The 13,550-nt window shown below is 45.4% G+C and carries 13 protein-coding genes; all 13 read right to left on the bottom strand.

Annotated elements, in window-relative coordinates; translation table 11 throughout:
* Nucleotides 1-12: 12 nt before the first annotated feature.
* Nucleotides 13-978 carry a lipoyl synthase gene (gene lipA, locus ACUN2T_RS19915; protein ID WP_445494668.1) on the bottom strand — a complete coding sequence of 322 codons (966 nt, stop codon included), beginning with the start codon at nt 976-978 and terminating at the stop codon, nt 13-15.
* Between the two features lie 111 nt (nt 979-1,089).
* Nucleotides 1,090-1,731: a lipoyl(octanoyl) transferase LipB gene (gene lipB, locus ACUN2T_RS19910; protein ID WP_445494667.1), complete on the bottom strand. Its 642-nt coding sequence runs from the start codon at nt 1,729-1,731 to the stop codon at nt 1,090-1,092.
* 131 nt (nt 1,732-1,862) lie between these two features.
* Nucleotides 1,863-2,126 carry a DUF493 family protein YbeD gene (gene ybeD / locus ACUN2T_RS19905; protein ID WP_011145617.1) on the bottom strand — a complete coding sequence of 88 codons (264 nt, stop codon included), beginning with the start codon at nt 2,124-2,126 and terminating at the stop codon, nt 1,863-1,865.
* 156 nt (nt 2,127-2,282) lie between these two features.
* Complete coding sequence (gene dacA, locus ACUN2T_RS19900) at nt 2,283-3,494, bottom strand: D-alanyl-D-alanine carboxypeptidase DacA (RefSeq protein ID WP_445494666.1); 1,212 nt, start codon at nt 3,492-3,494, stop codon at nt 2,283-2,285.
* A 162-nt stretch (nt 3,495-3,656) separates the two neighbouring features.
* Nucleotides 3,657-4,664: an endolytic peptidoglycan transglycosylase RlpA gene (rlpA, locus tag ACUN2T_RS19895; protein WP_445494665.1), complete on the bottom strand. Its 1,008-nt coding sequence runs from the start codon at nt 4,662-4,664 to the stop codon at nt 3,657-3,659.
* A gap of 13 nt (nt 4,665-4,677) precedes the next feature.
* Nucleotides 4,678-5,790 (bottom strand): peptidoglycan glycosyltransferase MrdB, encoded by a 1,113-nt coding sequence (mrdB, locus tag ACUN2T_RS19890; RefSeq protein WP_445494664.1) that lies wholly within the window; start codon nt 5,788-5,790, stop codon nt 4,678-4,680.
* Between the two features lie 8 nt (nt 5,791-5,798).
* Entirely contained in the window at nt 5,799-7,694 is a 1,896-nt protein-coding gene (mrdA, locus tag ACUN2T_RS19885; RefSeq protein WP_445494662.1) for a peptidoglycan DD-transpeptidase MrdA, read from the bottom strand.
* A 39-nt stretch (nt 7,695-7,733) separates the two neighbouring features.
* Nucleotides 7,734-8,204, bottom strand: coding sequence for a 23S rRNA (pseudouridine(1915)-N(3))-methyltransferase RlmH (gene rlmH, locus ACUN2T_RS19880; protein WP_015835282.1), 471 nt, complete (start codon nt 8,202-8,204; stop codon nt 7,734-7,736).
* 2 nt (nt 8,205-8,206) lie between these two features.
* Nucleotides 8,207-8,533 carry a ribosome silencing factor gene (gene rsfS / locus ACUN2T_RS19875; RefSeq protein WP_081704199.1) on the bottom strand — a complete coding sequence of 109 codons (327 nt, stop codon included), beginning with the start codon at nt 8,531-8,533 and terminating at the stop codon, nt 8,207-8,209.
* Between the two features lie 98 nt (nt 8,534-8,631).
* Nucleotides 8,632-9,309, bottom strand: a complete 678-nt coding sequence (gene nadD, locus ACUN2T_RS19870) for a nicotinate-nucleotide adenylyltransferase (protein WP_445494661.1) — start codon at nt 9,307-9,309, stop codon at nt 8,632-8,634.
* A complete protein-coding gene (gene holA / locus ACUN2T_RS19865; protein ID WP_445494659.1) occupies nt 9,293-10,333 on the bottom strand; it encodes a DNA polymerase III subunit delta in 1,041 nt (346 codons plus the stop codon). Before holA ends, nadD begins: the two co-directional genes overlap by 17 nt.
* Nucleotides 10,330-10,878 carry an LPS assembly lipoprotein LptE gene (gene lptE / locus ACUN2T_RS19860; protein WP_445494657.1) on the bottom strand — a complete coding sequence of 183 codons (549 nt, stop codon included), beginning with the start codon at nt 10,876-10,878 and terminating at the stop codon, nt 10,330-10,332. The genes holA and lptE overlap by 4 nt, the downstream gene beginning before the upstream one ends.
* Before the next feature lie 13 nt (nt 10,879-10,891).
* A complete protein-coding gene (gene leuS / locus ACUN2T_RS19855; RefSeq protein WP_445494656.1) occupies nt 10,892-13,474 on the bottom strand; it encodes a leucine--tRNA ligase in 2,583 nt (860 codons plus the stop codon).
* Nucleotides 13,475-13,550 lie beyond the last annotated feature (76 nt).

Genomic DNA, 13,550 nt, shown 5'->3' with positions numbered 1-13,550 from the left:
TAAATCTTATGACTATTTGACTTCTTCGCCTCTGGCTTGTAAATCAGCGTGGTAAGAAGAACGGACGAATGGTCCGCAGGCAGCATGGCTGAATCCCATAGCCAGAGCTTCTTCTTTCATTTCATCAAATTCCTGTGGGCTGACGTAGCGCTGTACCGGTAAATGATGACGGCTGGGTTGTAGATATTGGCCCAGAGTTAGCATAGTGACACCATGGCGACGCAGATCACGCATAACATCAAGAATTTCTTCGTTGGTTTCACCAAGACCTACCATCAGGCCAGATTTGGTCGGAATATCGGGATGGGCTTCTTTGAACTTTTCGAGCAATTTCAGTGACCACTCATAATTTGCGCCAGGGCGTACCTGACGGTAAACCCGTGGTACGTTTTCCAGGTTATGGTTAAATACGTCAGGGGGTGTCGCTGTCAATATTTCAAGTGCACGATCCATACGTCCACGGAAATCAGGAACCAAGGTTTCAATTTTAATGGATGGATTTTTTTCACGAATAGCAGAGATGCAGTCAGCAAAGTGTTGAGCACCACCGTCACGCAGGTCATCACGGTCAACGGAGGTGATGACGACATAGCGTAGTGCCATATCTTTGATGGTTTGTGCCAGTTTTACGGGTTCGTTGGTATCGGGTGCTATTGGACGGCCGTGGGCTACATCACAGAAAGGGCAACGGCGGGTACAGATTGCGCCAAGGATCATAAAAGTTGCTGTACCGTGATTGAAACATTCAGCCAGGTTAGGGCAGGAAGCTTCTTCACAGACGGAATGCAGACCATTTTTGCGCATTGCCGATTTGATACCCTGAATGCGGCTGGAATCCGCAGGAAGTTTGATTTTCATCCACTCAGGTTTACGCAAGATTTCTGTACGTTCGGTCATCACTGTTTTGACAGGGATCAGCGCCATTTTGTCTGCGTCACGGTACTTAACTCCGCGTTCCATCTGAATTGGTTTACTCATAATCGTGCTGGTTCCAGTGTTAAATTCATCAGGTTGAGATTTATCATTCAGCTTACTGCATGATAAATCCATTAAAAATTTTTTGAAAAATGTTAAAAAATTATAGCATCTTTAACTATTCAGTTTAAATCCCAACTGTTGGCAAAATTCTTCTACCAAAATAGGTTGTATTTGCTCAACAGTAATTCCGGGGACTAAATCACTGAGTTGGATCATTCTCATGCCGGCATAGCCACAGGGATTAATACGCAGAAATGGTTCTAAATCCATTGCGATATTAAGTGCCAGACCGTGGAAAGAGCAGCCTTTACGTATTCGTAATCCTAGAGAGCAGATTTTAGCTTCCTCGACATAAACACCTGGAGCATCCGGACGGGCATAAGCTTGTACACCAAAGTGAGCAAGTGTTTTAACCACGGTATCCTCTATTGCTGTAACCAGTTGCCGTATACCAATTTTGGCGCGTTTGATGTCAATCATGATATACATAACCTGCTGACCAGGACCATGATAAGTGACTTGCCCACCGCGATCGGATTGAATAACCGGGATATCACCGAGAGATAGCAGATGTTCAGACTTACCTGCTTGCCCCTGAGTAAACACTTTTGGATGCTGTACCAGCCAGATTTCATCGGGTGTATCAGTATCTCGCTGCTCAGTAAACAAGTGCATTGCATCAGAAATCGGCTCGTAGGGTTGTATTCCTAATTGGCGTAAGAAGATCGTTTTATGTTGCAATTGAAACATCATTTGATAGCTATAAGATTTGGTCAGTATAACCCTCAGAAGAGATTCTCACCAGTTTAGTCCACTTGAAACTGTGGTGTTTCTGATAGATAAAGAGTCCCCCGTGAAATTACAGGGGATTTTTCTGGTTTGTATTACAACACTACCCGTACCAGTTCAAGGTTACCTAACTCTTCATACAGAGTTTCTACTTGTTCAATGTGAGTTGCATTAATAGTAATGGATACGGAGTGATAGTTGCCTTTGCTGCTTGGCTTCACTTGTGGAGAGTAATCGCCCGGCGCATGGCGCTGAACTACTTCAACGACCTGATTGACTAGCTCTGGTTCAGCTAGACCCATCACTTTGTAAGTGAATGAACAAGGGAACTCAAGCAGTTCATTTAATTTCGTTTTCATGGGCGCTCCTGTTTTGCTTTCCGCAATACGTACGGTCAGTCTTCTGTAAAATCCGATATCTTCCCCGCCTGAATCGCGGGGATTTTTATTGCGGTCAGATTGTAGTCTGGCTCGTTTCTTGGGTTATGTTTTTTTGTCGTTTAACTATTTCAAGGATTAGCCAAACCAATGATGAAATAGCAGTTTGATGTAATCGATAAAACGACTGAAGATGCTGCCTTCTTTCACTTCGTTCATAACGACTAATGAGCGCTGTTCGACAGTCTTGCCATCTAGTTGAAAATTGATGGTACCGACGACCTGATTTTTTGCTAGCGGTGCATGTAGTTCAGTATTATTCATGACGTAGCTGGCTTTCAAATCTTTCAGACGACCGCGGGGAATAGTCAGATAAACATCTTTATTAACGCTTAGCTGAACCCTATCGTTGTCTCCGAACCAAACCGGTTCAGAAGCGAATTCTTTGCCGGCTTTCAGTGGCGCGACAGTTTCAAAGAAACGAAACCCCCAGGTCAGCAGTTTCTTGCTCTCTGTTTCACGGCCCTTATAAGTATGGCCGCCTAATACCGCAGAAATCAAACGCATATCACCTTCCGTTGCAGAAGCAACCAGATTATAGCCTGCGGCATTTGTGTGGCCGGTTTTTATACCATCTACATTCAGGCTTTTATCCCACAATAAGCCGTTCCGGTTTGTTTGACGGATATTATTGTAGGTAAATTCTTTCTCTTTATAGATAGCATACTCTTCAGGAACATCGCGGATCAGTGCCTGACCAATCAGCGCCATATCACGGGCAGAGCTGTATTGGCCTTCCGCATCCAGACCATGAACAGTTTTAAAATATGTATTCTGTAAGCCAAGAGATTTTACATAACCGTTCATTAGATTAACGAAAGACTCTTGGCTGCCAGCAACATAATCCGCCATTGCAACACAGGCATCGTTGCCGGATTGCAGGTTTATACCGCGAGATAACATAGAAACTGAGACCTGATCTCTTGGTTTAAGGAACATCAGGGAGGAGCCTTTAAATACCGGATTACCTGTTGCCCATGCATCAGTGCCAACAGTGACCATATCATTTGGGCCGATTTTGCCTGATTTGATTGCCTGACCAATAACGTAACTGGTCATCATTTTTGTCAAACTGGCAGGGTCACGGTGTGTGTCTGCGTTCATCTCAGCCAGAACTTTGCCTGAGTTATAGTCGATAAGAATATAAGCTTCAGCATCAATCTGAGGCACGCCTGGGATCATCGTTTTCAGGTTTACATCGTTCCCATTGGCAAAGGCAGAAGCACTTATTGCCAGTGCAATACCCAGGGCGGCACTTTTTATAAAACGAGAAGTGGTTGTATATTTCATGGTCGGTTGGACAACATCCGTGAGAAAAGGTTGATATCGGGCCACATCATAGCAAATGAAAAAAAATACTGACATTGGCAAATTTTAACAAGCAACAGGTTTACATTTTTTTACCTCGCTTACTGATATCTGAACTAAAGTCAGATATCAGTAAGCGAACAATTAAGGACTGACGATAAAGGAGGATTGTTGTATTTGATCAGCCAGCTTCTGTTGTAAATCGGTAGCTTGCTGGCGATTGTTGAATGGCCCCAATTGTACACGATAAACGTTGCTATATTGGGTTATTCGTCCTTGAACATTAAAGCGTTGTTCCAGGGTTTGTTGCCACTCTTTTGCTCGTTGTTCACTGCTAACAGCACCAACCTGGACCATAAAACCATTTGTTGAAGAGGTTGGTGCTGTCGTGGTTGGTGCACTGTTCGTCACAGGTTTAGGCGGTTGTAACTTCATTGCCGGTAGTTGCCCAGTGACTTCCGATTGTACTGTTAACGGTTGTGTTTGCTCCACCGGCTGATTTGCCAAAGGCTGGCTGCTCATTTGATTCGGAACATGCTCCATTGTGGGTGTTCCCAGTGGCCCTGTTGTTAGAATTGGCCTGCCGGGTAGCGCATAACTTTGTTTAACTATTTGACTGCCGACAGTACCGGGACCAGATAAAGAACCATCTTGGGCAACCTGAATAAAATCAATCTTAACTTTGGTACTTTGAGTCAAGTTCAAGCGTTCAGCAGAAGCTTTTGACAGGTCGATAATCCGCCCTTGTTTATAAGGACCACGATCATTGATTCTGACAACCATCATACGGCCATTACTTAAGTTGGTCACGCGAACATAGCTCGGAATTGGTAGGGTGGGGTGGGCTGCCGTCAGAGCATAAGGATTGAAATGCTCACCAATCGCTGTCATTTTGCCACTGGATTCTGCACCATACCAACTGGCATAACCCGTTTCACTGAACTGAGATGGGTCTTGAACAATATGATAAGTATGTCCGTTCATCTGATAATCATTATTAGCGCTGGGGTGATAAGGCTCATAATGAGGCTCTGCACCCAAAACATCTTGCGTTGGTACTGTCGGTAACGGGGAAGATTTTTGCTCGTCAGGAGTGGTACAGCCGGATAATGAAGCCACAATCATGCCGAGTATAAGCCAGTGTTGACGCATTGAAACCTCTTCTCTATAAACTTTTAGATAATAATTTTCGGTGTGTGTGAATCGACATTATAATTCCGAAACCAGCCATTAAGACGATCAATGCTGAACCGCCATAACTGACAAATGGCAGAGGAACCCCTACCACAGGCAGGATACCGCTCACCATGCCGATATTTACGAAAATATAAACAAACAAGATTAGCATCAGGCCGCCAACCATGACCCGGCCAAAAGTATTCTGTGCTCTGGTTGCGATGACCAGTCCGCGCATAATTAATAACAAATATAATGTTAATAACAGTAGCACGCCAATCAAACCAAGCTCTTCCGATAGCACGGCAAATATGAAGTCAGTATGGCGTTCTGGAAGAAATTCCAGCTGAGATTGTGTCCCGAGCAACCAGCCTTTACCTGATAAGCCTCCGGAGCCAATAGCGATTTTCGATTGAATGATGTGGTAACCCTTACCCAATGGGTCAGTTTCTGGATCAAGTAACATCATTACGCGATCACGCTGGTATCCATGCATCAGAAAGAACCACAAAATAGGGACAAAGCAGGATAATAACAGAGCCGCAATGCCAATCAGCCGCCAGCTCATTCCTGCAAGGAACAGGACAAACAGACCGGAAGCCGCGACCAGAATTGAAGTACCCAAGTCTGGTTGGGCGGCAACCAATAAAGTGGGTAGAAAAATCAGCATTAATGCGATAGTGGTATTTTTCAGCGATGGAGGGCATAAATCGCGGTTCATAAAACGGGCAATCATCAGTGGTACTGCGATCTTGGCGATTTCAGAAGGCTGGAAACGGATGATCCCCAGATCAAGCCAGCGTTGTGCCCCTTTGCTGATCTGCCCGAAAGCATCGACAAAAATCAGTAAAATGACACAAACAATATATAGATAAGGTGCCCAGCTCTCATAAACTCTTGGTGGGATCTGCGCCATAATGATCATAACAATAAATCCGGCACCAATTTGGCCGATTCTGCGCTCCATCATCCCCATATCTTGACCGCTGGCGCTCCACATAACAAAAGCGCTGTATACCAGTAGTGCCAGAATGCACAGCAGCAATGGCGGGTCGATATGTAATCTGGTCCAGAGAGGAACCTTTTTCTGGTTTTCTGTCATGGTGTTATTCAGTCATTTTCTGTTCCGGGTGGTGCAGGGGCAGCATCCGGTAATATTGTATTGTTATCCCCTAATAATACATGGTCGAGGATTTGGCGGACAAGGCTTCCCACTGCCGGACCTGCCCCACCATTCTCTAAAATAATGGAAAGGGCTACTGTCGGATTTTCATAAGGGGCGAAAGCAATCATCAGTTTGTGATCCCGTAAATGTTCAGCAATTTTACTGGCATTGTAAGTTTCATAACTATAGACCTGTGCTGTTCCTGATTTGGCGGCCGCTTTATACGGTGTGCCGGTAAAACTCTTGTGGCCGGTACCATTTGGTAGGTTAGCAACACCATACATGCCACTTTTCGCCAGTTCCCAGTACCCTGAATGAATATCACCGATCTGAATATTTTCTGTTTGTTGATAAGGTATCATTTCACCTTTCAACTTTTTACCTAGCAACAGATGTGGCGTTTTCACATTACCGTCATTAATTAAGGTTGTCAGCGCCTTGACCATTTGAATGGGGGTTGCTGTCCAATATCCTTGGCCGATACCCACAGGAATAGTATCTCCTTGATACCAAGGTTTTTTATATTTTTTTTGCTTCCATTCGCGGGTCGGCATGATCCCTGTGCGTTCTTCAGCCAAGTCGATTCCTGTGTATTCGCCATAACCAAATTTGGTCATCCACTCAGACAGACGATCAATGCCCATGTCGTAGGCAACTTGATAGAAGAAAGTATCCGCAGATTCCACAATGGCTCTATATACATTGAGACTACCATGCCCCCAGCGTTTCCAGTCACGATAGCGTTTTTCTGAACCTGGCAATTGCCACCAGCCCGGATCAAAAATGGTTGTATTTTTATTGATAACGCTTGTGCTAAGTGCTGCAACGGTAATGAAAGGTTTAACTGTTGAAGCAGGAGGATAGATCCCTTGAGTCGCACGATTAATAAGCGGTCGGTCAGGGTTGTTTAATAATTCCTGATAGTTCTTATTGGAGATACCGTTTACGAACAGGTTTGGGTCATAACTTGGGTTAGATACCAAGGCCAGAATTTCCCCATTACGTGGATCACTGACAACGACTGCGGCCCGGCTGGTTGTGAGAAGTTTCTCAATATAGATCTGCAATTCAAGATCGAGAGTCAGATAAATATCCTGTCCGGCCTGTGGTGGTTGTTCATGTAATTGACGTATCACACGTCCACGATTATTGACTTCGACTTCTTCATAACCGGTTCTACCGTGTAAAACAGACTCATAATAGCGTTCAATACCCAGCTTGCCGATATCATGGGTGGCTGCATAATTGGGTAAAATACCTTCCTTATCCAATCGTTCCACATCTTTATCGTTAATTTTAGCGACATAGCCAATGATATGAGTCAATGCTGAACCATAAGGGTAGAAACGGCGTTGATAGCCTTTTATTTCAAGGCCGGGGAAACGGTACTGGTTAACAGCAAAACGCGCTACTTGAATATGATCAAGCGACGTTTTCAATGGGATAGAGGTAAAACGGCGTGAGCGCTTACGTTCTTTTTCAAAGTTGGCAATGTCTTCGTCAGTCAGATCGATAACATTCCGTAAATCATTTAGCGTTTGCTCAAGATGTTCTACCTTTTCAGGTACAATTTCCAACTGGTAAATTGTTCGGTTAAGCGCTAATGGTGTGCCTTTACGGTCATAAATAATACCCCGGCTTGGCGCGATTGGAACCAGTTTAATGCGGTTTTCGTTTGAGCGGGTTTGGTAGTCTTCATGGCGGGTGATTTGTAAATGATAAAGATTGGCAGCCAAGACACCCGTCAGTACCAGAATGACAATAAACGCCACCAATGCGCGGCGGGCAAACAGGGCTGATTCAGCCGTGTAATCACGAAAAGGGGTACGTTTATTTTTCATCCCATTGCCAGAATTCGCTTTAATCCTTTGGTAACCAAATTATTCCCGATGATAGGGATGATTGGTGGTAATACTCCATGCTCGGTACAGGCTTTCTGCAACTAAAACCCGAACCAAAGGATGGGGCAAGGTCAATGGCGACAGTGACCAGCTTTGTTCTGCGGCGGCTTTACATGCTGGCGCAAGACCTTCCGGTCCGCCGATCAGCAAACTGACATCTCTGCCATCCTGTTTCCAATGTTCAAGCTGTTGCGCCAGTTGAGGTGTTTCCCAACGGGAACCCGGAATATCCAGAGTGACAATACGGTTGCTTTTGCCGACAGCGGCCAGCATTTGTTCGCCTTCTTTTTCCAGAATGCGTTTAATATCTGCGTTTTTGCCTCGTTTCCCAGCCGGAATTTCTACCAGATCAAATGGCATGTCTTTTGGAAAACGGCGCAAATAATCCATAAAGCCGGCCTGTATCCAGTCCGGCATTTTTGTACCTACAGCGACTAATTGCAGCTTCAAACTCAGCTCCAAAGCTTTTCAAGTTCATACATGCGGCGACTCTCTTCTTGCATCACATGGACAATAACTTCACCGAGGTCTACGACAATCCAGTCAGATATGCCCTGTCCCTCAACACCAAGTGGAGTCAAACCACTCGCACGACAGTCATCAACCAGATTATCTGCGACAGACATCAGATGGCGGTTGGAGGTTCCGGTGCAGATAATCATGCAATCGGTAATGCTGGATTTCCCGTGAACATCCAGAGAAATAATATCCTGTGCTTTGGAGTCTTCAAGTTTATCAATAACAAACTGTTGGAGTTCTTTACCTTGCAAAAGGTTCATCCTTATTTTTTATCAAAATTGATCAAATAGTGCGGAATAATAGCATGTCAGGTCACCCAAGGGTAAGCCAACTAAGTGACTAATCGGGGCAGATTTCGCTATTGGCGATATAACCCCTGTGAATCTATATACTTTTGTACTGAAGGGGATAACAAATCATCACAACTTAGCCCTTGCTGGTGACGTTGCCGGATATCTGTTGCTGAAATATGTAACAGTGGCGTATCTGCCAGATAGATATAACCGCTAGGTTTGCTACTGAGCAGAGCGGGATCGTCGATTTGATGTTGCGTAAGCCATTGCCGCATCTCGATTGTAGAAAGCTGGGTTTGATAACTGGGACGAGCACAAACCAGCAAATGGCAGATATTCAGTAGTGCTTGCCAGCGATACCAGGTATGTAGTGATAACAAAGAGTCCTGGCCGATTATAAATGCCAGTGGTTTATTTTCACCAAACTCCTGACGGAATGATTCTAACGTATCAATTGTGTATGACGGAGTGGTACGCTCCAGTTCACGGGTGTCGATGGTGAATAGTGGATTATCCTGTACTGCCAACCGAACCATTTCAAGCCGTTGTTGCGTGGTGGCTTCTGGCTGTGGGCGGTGAGGGGGGACGTGATTTGGCAGTAGAATCACTTGCTTTAGGCCAGTTTGATGTGCCAGAGCTTCAACCGGATGCAAGTGCCCATAATGAATGGGGTCAAATGTTCCACCAAATAATGCCTGAATAATGGGATGTGTCGGACAAGTAGAATCAATGGCGTGAGGCATTAAAAAAGCTCTCAGGTAATGTTTTCCCACATAACAACATGGAAATTGTTTCTAAATCTGGCCAGACAGACTGACCGTAATCCTGTTTAATCCGGAGTTCCATCTGTACAAGTAAATGGATTGCTAGCTGTAAATCATGCAGAGTTAAGCGTTGCAGTGCATTTGTTAGTAACGGGCGACGGTTTTGCCATATTCGATGTTGATCTAACAGAGTTTTTACAGGAGTTGTGGTGCTCTGGCGCTTTAGTGTAAGTAGCAGCAGCAATTCACGCTGTAGGGTACGTAACAGAATAACGGCTTCACAATCTTCCTGTTGTAACTGTTTCAGAATATGCCAGGCTCGTTTTGCCTTACCTGATAATAGAGAGTCTACCCAGTGATAAGGAGTAAAGTGAGCCGCGTCATTCACCGCATTTTCAATACGGTGTAAGGTCAGTTTACCATCTGGATATAGCAGGGAGAGCCGCTCAAGAGCCTGAGTCAGAGCCAATAAGTTTCCTTCATAGCAGTAACACAGCAGTTGATTGGCTTGCTCTTCCAGAGTCAGTTTCATGACTTTAGCCCGTTGCGCGACCCATTGAGGCAGACGGTTCAATTCAGGCGTTTGACAACTGATGTAGACACCGTTTTTCCCTAATGTTTTAAACCAGCTACTATTCTCCTGAGCCTTGGTCAATTTTAAACCGCGCAATATCAGCAGCATATCCGGATGAAGTAATTCCGCCAGTTTTACCAGTTGTTCAGCCATTACTGCGTTAGGGCCATTTTCCGGCAACAGTAAAGTGAGTGTTTGACGACTGGCAAACAGGCTTAATGACTGGCAAACACTGAATACTTCATCCCATTCGGTATAATTATCCAGAGTATAAGTGAAGTGTTCAGTGAAAGAGTGCTGTTCAGCCACCTTGCGAATATGATCCTGGCTTTCCTGTAATAGCAGGGGTTCATTGCCCCATATCAGATAACAGTTTCGCAGCCCTTCATTGAGCTGCGAAATCAGTTGTTCGGGATAGAGTTTGATCATTGTGCTTGCGCAGCTTGCTGTTCCGCTTGTTTTTCTCTGGCTTTCTGTTTTTCTGCACTGTGAACAGTCAGTAACTGGCGAACTAACTGACGTGCAGCCTGTTCGCGCATTTCTTGATTGATCATCTCGTTTTCAGCATCTTTTGCCAATGCTTCTAACGGGTTGTCGAAGAAAGAACGGTCAACTCTGGATCGAAGCGGGTAGATGCTACCGTTTGGCATAATAACCTGTGCATCGACATACAGTGTCAATTGGCGTTCAGCAGCCTTACCATCCTGGAAAACGGAAACGGTGTCTTTATTTTCAGAAGAACCGATTAGCCTCAGAATAGGGATTTCGGCGCTACCACTTTCAAGGATAGTGACGTTATTCAGACGAAGTTGTTGGCGAACAGAACGGGTTAGAGGCCCATATGGATCACTGCTCGTTAATTGCAGCTTTTTGAGCTCTGGTGGTACCTGAGTGGTACCGCGCAGATGAAAACCGCAGCCAGCGGTGACCAGCACCGCTAACCCCAGCAACAACGTTAAAATACGATGCCGCACATTGCCTCCTTTATTAGCCGACGACCAGATTCAGCAGTTTGCCTGGTACATAGATGACCTTACGAATAGTGACGTCTTCAAGGTATTTCGCCACCCCATATTCTTTTGCTGCCATATCATGAACATATTCTTTAGTAGAATCTGCGGGTACGGTAACCCGACCACGTACTTTACCGTTAACTTGAATGACTACCAGTTTGGTGTCATCAACCATTGCCTGCTCATCAGCTTGTGGCCAGTCAGCCGTATCGATATCACCTTCACCGTTCAGAGCTTGCCACATAGTAAAACAAGCGTGAGGTGTGATTGGTGACAACATACGGACAACTGCCAACAGCGCTTCCTGCATCAGAGCGCGATCCTGCTCCGTTTCCTGTGGTGCGCGAGTCAGTTTATTCATCAATTCCATCACGGCAGCGATAGCCGTGTTGAATGCCTGACGGCGACCGACATCATCGGTAACTTTAGCGATGGTTTTGTGCAGATCACGGAACAGATCTTTCTGTTCCACGGTCAGATTTGTGATCTCCAGCGGCTGAGTTGCTCCTTTACTGCTATGTTCATAAACTAGGCGCCATACACGTTTCAGGAAGCGGTTTGCTCCTTCAACACTGGACTCTTGCCATTCCAGAGTCAATTCTGGTGGAGCAGCGAACATCATAAACAGGCGGACGGTATCGGCACCATATTTTTCCACCATCAATTGTGGATCAATACCGTTGTTTTTGGATTTAGACATTTTGCTCATGCCGGTATAAACCAGCTTGTGGCCTTCTCTGTCTGTTGCCTTAATGATACGACCTTTATCATCACGTTCAACAAGGGCATCAGCTGGGGAAACCCAAACTTTTTCGCCATTTTTGCCAATATGATAGAAAGCATCGGCCAGAACCATTCCCTGACACAGCAGACGTTTTGCTGGCTCATTAGAATTGACCATACCAGCGTCACGCATCAGTTTGTGGAAGAAACGGAAATACATCAGGTGCATGATAGCGTGTTCGATACCACCGATATATTGATCAACGGGCAACCAGTAGTTAGCCGCCGCCGGATCAAGCATCCCTTTGTCATATTCTGGACAGGTGTAACGAGCGTAGTACCAGGAAGATTCCATAAAGGTATCGAAGGTATCTGTTTCACGCAACGCTGGCTGGCCGTTGATAGTGGTTTTTGCCCACTCAGGATCCGCTTTAATCGGGCTGGTGATACCATTCATGGTGACGTCTTCCGGCAGAATAACCGGCAGTTGAGCTTCTGGAACCGGCACAACGGTACCATCTTCCAACGTTGCCATTGGAATGGGAGCACCCCAATAACGCTGACGGGAAACCCCCCAATCACGCAGACGATAGTTGACTTTACGTCTACCTACGCCCATTTCGACCAATTTATCAGCAATGGCGTTGAAACCAGCTTCGTGATTCAGGCCGCTGAATTCTCCGGAGTTGAACAGGACATTTTTGTCTGTCACTGGTGCTTCATGAACATTCGGTTCGTTGTTTTCACTGTCCAGAATAACGGCTTTGATTGGCAGGTTATATTTTGTCGCAAATTCCCAATCGCGTTGGTCGTGACCAGGAACTGCCATGACAGCACCGGTGCCGTATTCCATCAAAACGAAGTTTGCAACCCAGATTGCCACTTTCTCTTTGGTTAATGGATGAATAGCAAACATGCCGGTTGCCATGCCTTTCTTCTCCATTGTTGCCATATCTGCTTCAGCAACTTTGGTGTTACGGCACTCATCAATGAAAGCGGTCAGTTCAGGGTTGTTTTCTGTTGCTTGTTTTACCAGAGGGTGACCAGCGGCAACCGCGACATAAGTGGCACCCAGGAATGTATCAGGACGGGTGGTATAGACAGTCAATTTTTCTTGATTGTTAGCCACATCGAAAGTAATTTCTACACCTTCAGAGCGACCAATCCAGTTGCGTTGCATGGTTTTGACTTGCTCAGGCCACTCTTCCAGCGTATCCAAATCGTTTAGCAACTCTTCGGCATAATCAGTGATTTTGATAAACCACTGTGGAATCTCTTTACGTTCAACTTTGGTGTCACAACGCCAGCAGCAGCCGTCAACCACTTGCTCATTGGCCAGAACGGTCAGATCGTGGGGGCACCAGTTAACAGCAGAGGTTTTTTTATAAACCAGGCCCTTTTCATACAGTTTGGTGAAAAACCACTGTTCCCAACGGTAATATTCGGGCGTACAGGTAGTGACTTCACGATCCCAGTCGTAACCAAAACCCAAGGTTTTCAACTGGCCTTTCATATATTCGATGTTGGCATAGGTCCATGGAGCCGGTGCGGTGTTGTTTTTTACCGCCGCGCCTTCTGCGGGCAGGCCAAATGCATCCCAGCCAATAGGTTGCAGGACATTTTTGCCAAGCATACGCTGGTAACGAGAGATAACATCACCAATAGTGTAGTTACGGACGTGACCCATGTGTAGTCGGCCAGAAGGGTAAGGTAGCATGGACAGGCAGTAATATTTTTCTTTGCTGTTGTCTTCTGTCACTTTAAACGTTTGCTTCTTTTGCCAGTGAAGCTGAACTTGCGGCTCTATATCTTCTGGACGGTATTGTTCTTGCATGACACCGATGATCCTATGGTGAGTAAAAAGCTACGCTTGTAGCAATCATTTAGTTGGTGAAATATGAGGTTGGCAT

Source organism: Photorhabdus machadonis (assembly GCF_052657765.1).
This window is presented reverse-complemented; position numbering and strand designations above follow the sequence as displayed.

Excerpts from the sequence above, each read along its gene's own strand:
- lipB (WP_445494667.1), bottom strand. The coding sequence starts at position 1,731 with ATGATGTTTCAATTGCAACATAAAACGATCTTCTTACGCCAATTAGGA.
- mrdB (WP_445494664.1), bottom strand. The coding sequence starts at position 5,790 with ATGACAGAAAACCAGAAAAAGGTTCCTCTCTGGACCAGATTACATATC.
- lipA (WP_445494668.1), bottom strand. The coding sequence starts at position 978 with ATGAGTAAACCAATTCAGATGGAACGCGGAGTTAAGTACCGTGACGCA.
- nadD (WP_445494661.1), bottom strand. The coding sequence starts at position 9,309 with ATGCCTCACGCCATTGATTCTACTTGTCCGACACATCCCATTATTCAG.
- dacA (WP_445494666.1), bottom strand. The coding sequence starts at position 3,494 with ATGAAATATACAACCACTTCTCGTTTTATAAAAAGTGCCGCCCTGGGT.
- leuS (WP_445494656.1), bottom strand. The coding sequence starts at position 13,474 with ATGCAAGAACAATACCGTCCAGAAGATATAGAGCCGCAAGTTCAGCTT.
- rsfS (WP_081704199.1), bottom strand. The coding sequence starts at position 8,533 with ATGAACCTTTTGCAAGGTAAAGAACTCCAACAGTTTGTTATTGATAAA.
- mrdA (WP_445494662.1), bottom strand. The coding sequence starts at position 7,694 with ATGAAAAATAAACGTACCCCTTTTCGTGATTACACGGCTGAATCAGCC.
- ybeD (WP_011145617.1), bottom strand. The coding sequence starts at position 2,126 with ATGAAAACGAAATTAAATGAACTGCTTGAGTTCCCTTGTTCATTCACT.
- holA (WP_445494659.1), bottom strand. The coding sequence starts at position 10,333 with ATGATCAAACTCTATCCCGAACAACTGATTTCGCAGCTCAATGAAGGG.
- rlpA (WP_445494665.1), bottom strand. The coding sequence starts at position 4,664 with ATGCGTCAACACTGGCTTATACTCGGCATGATTGTGGCTTCATTATCC.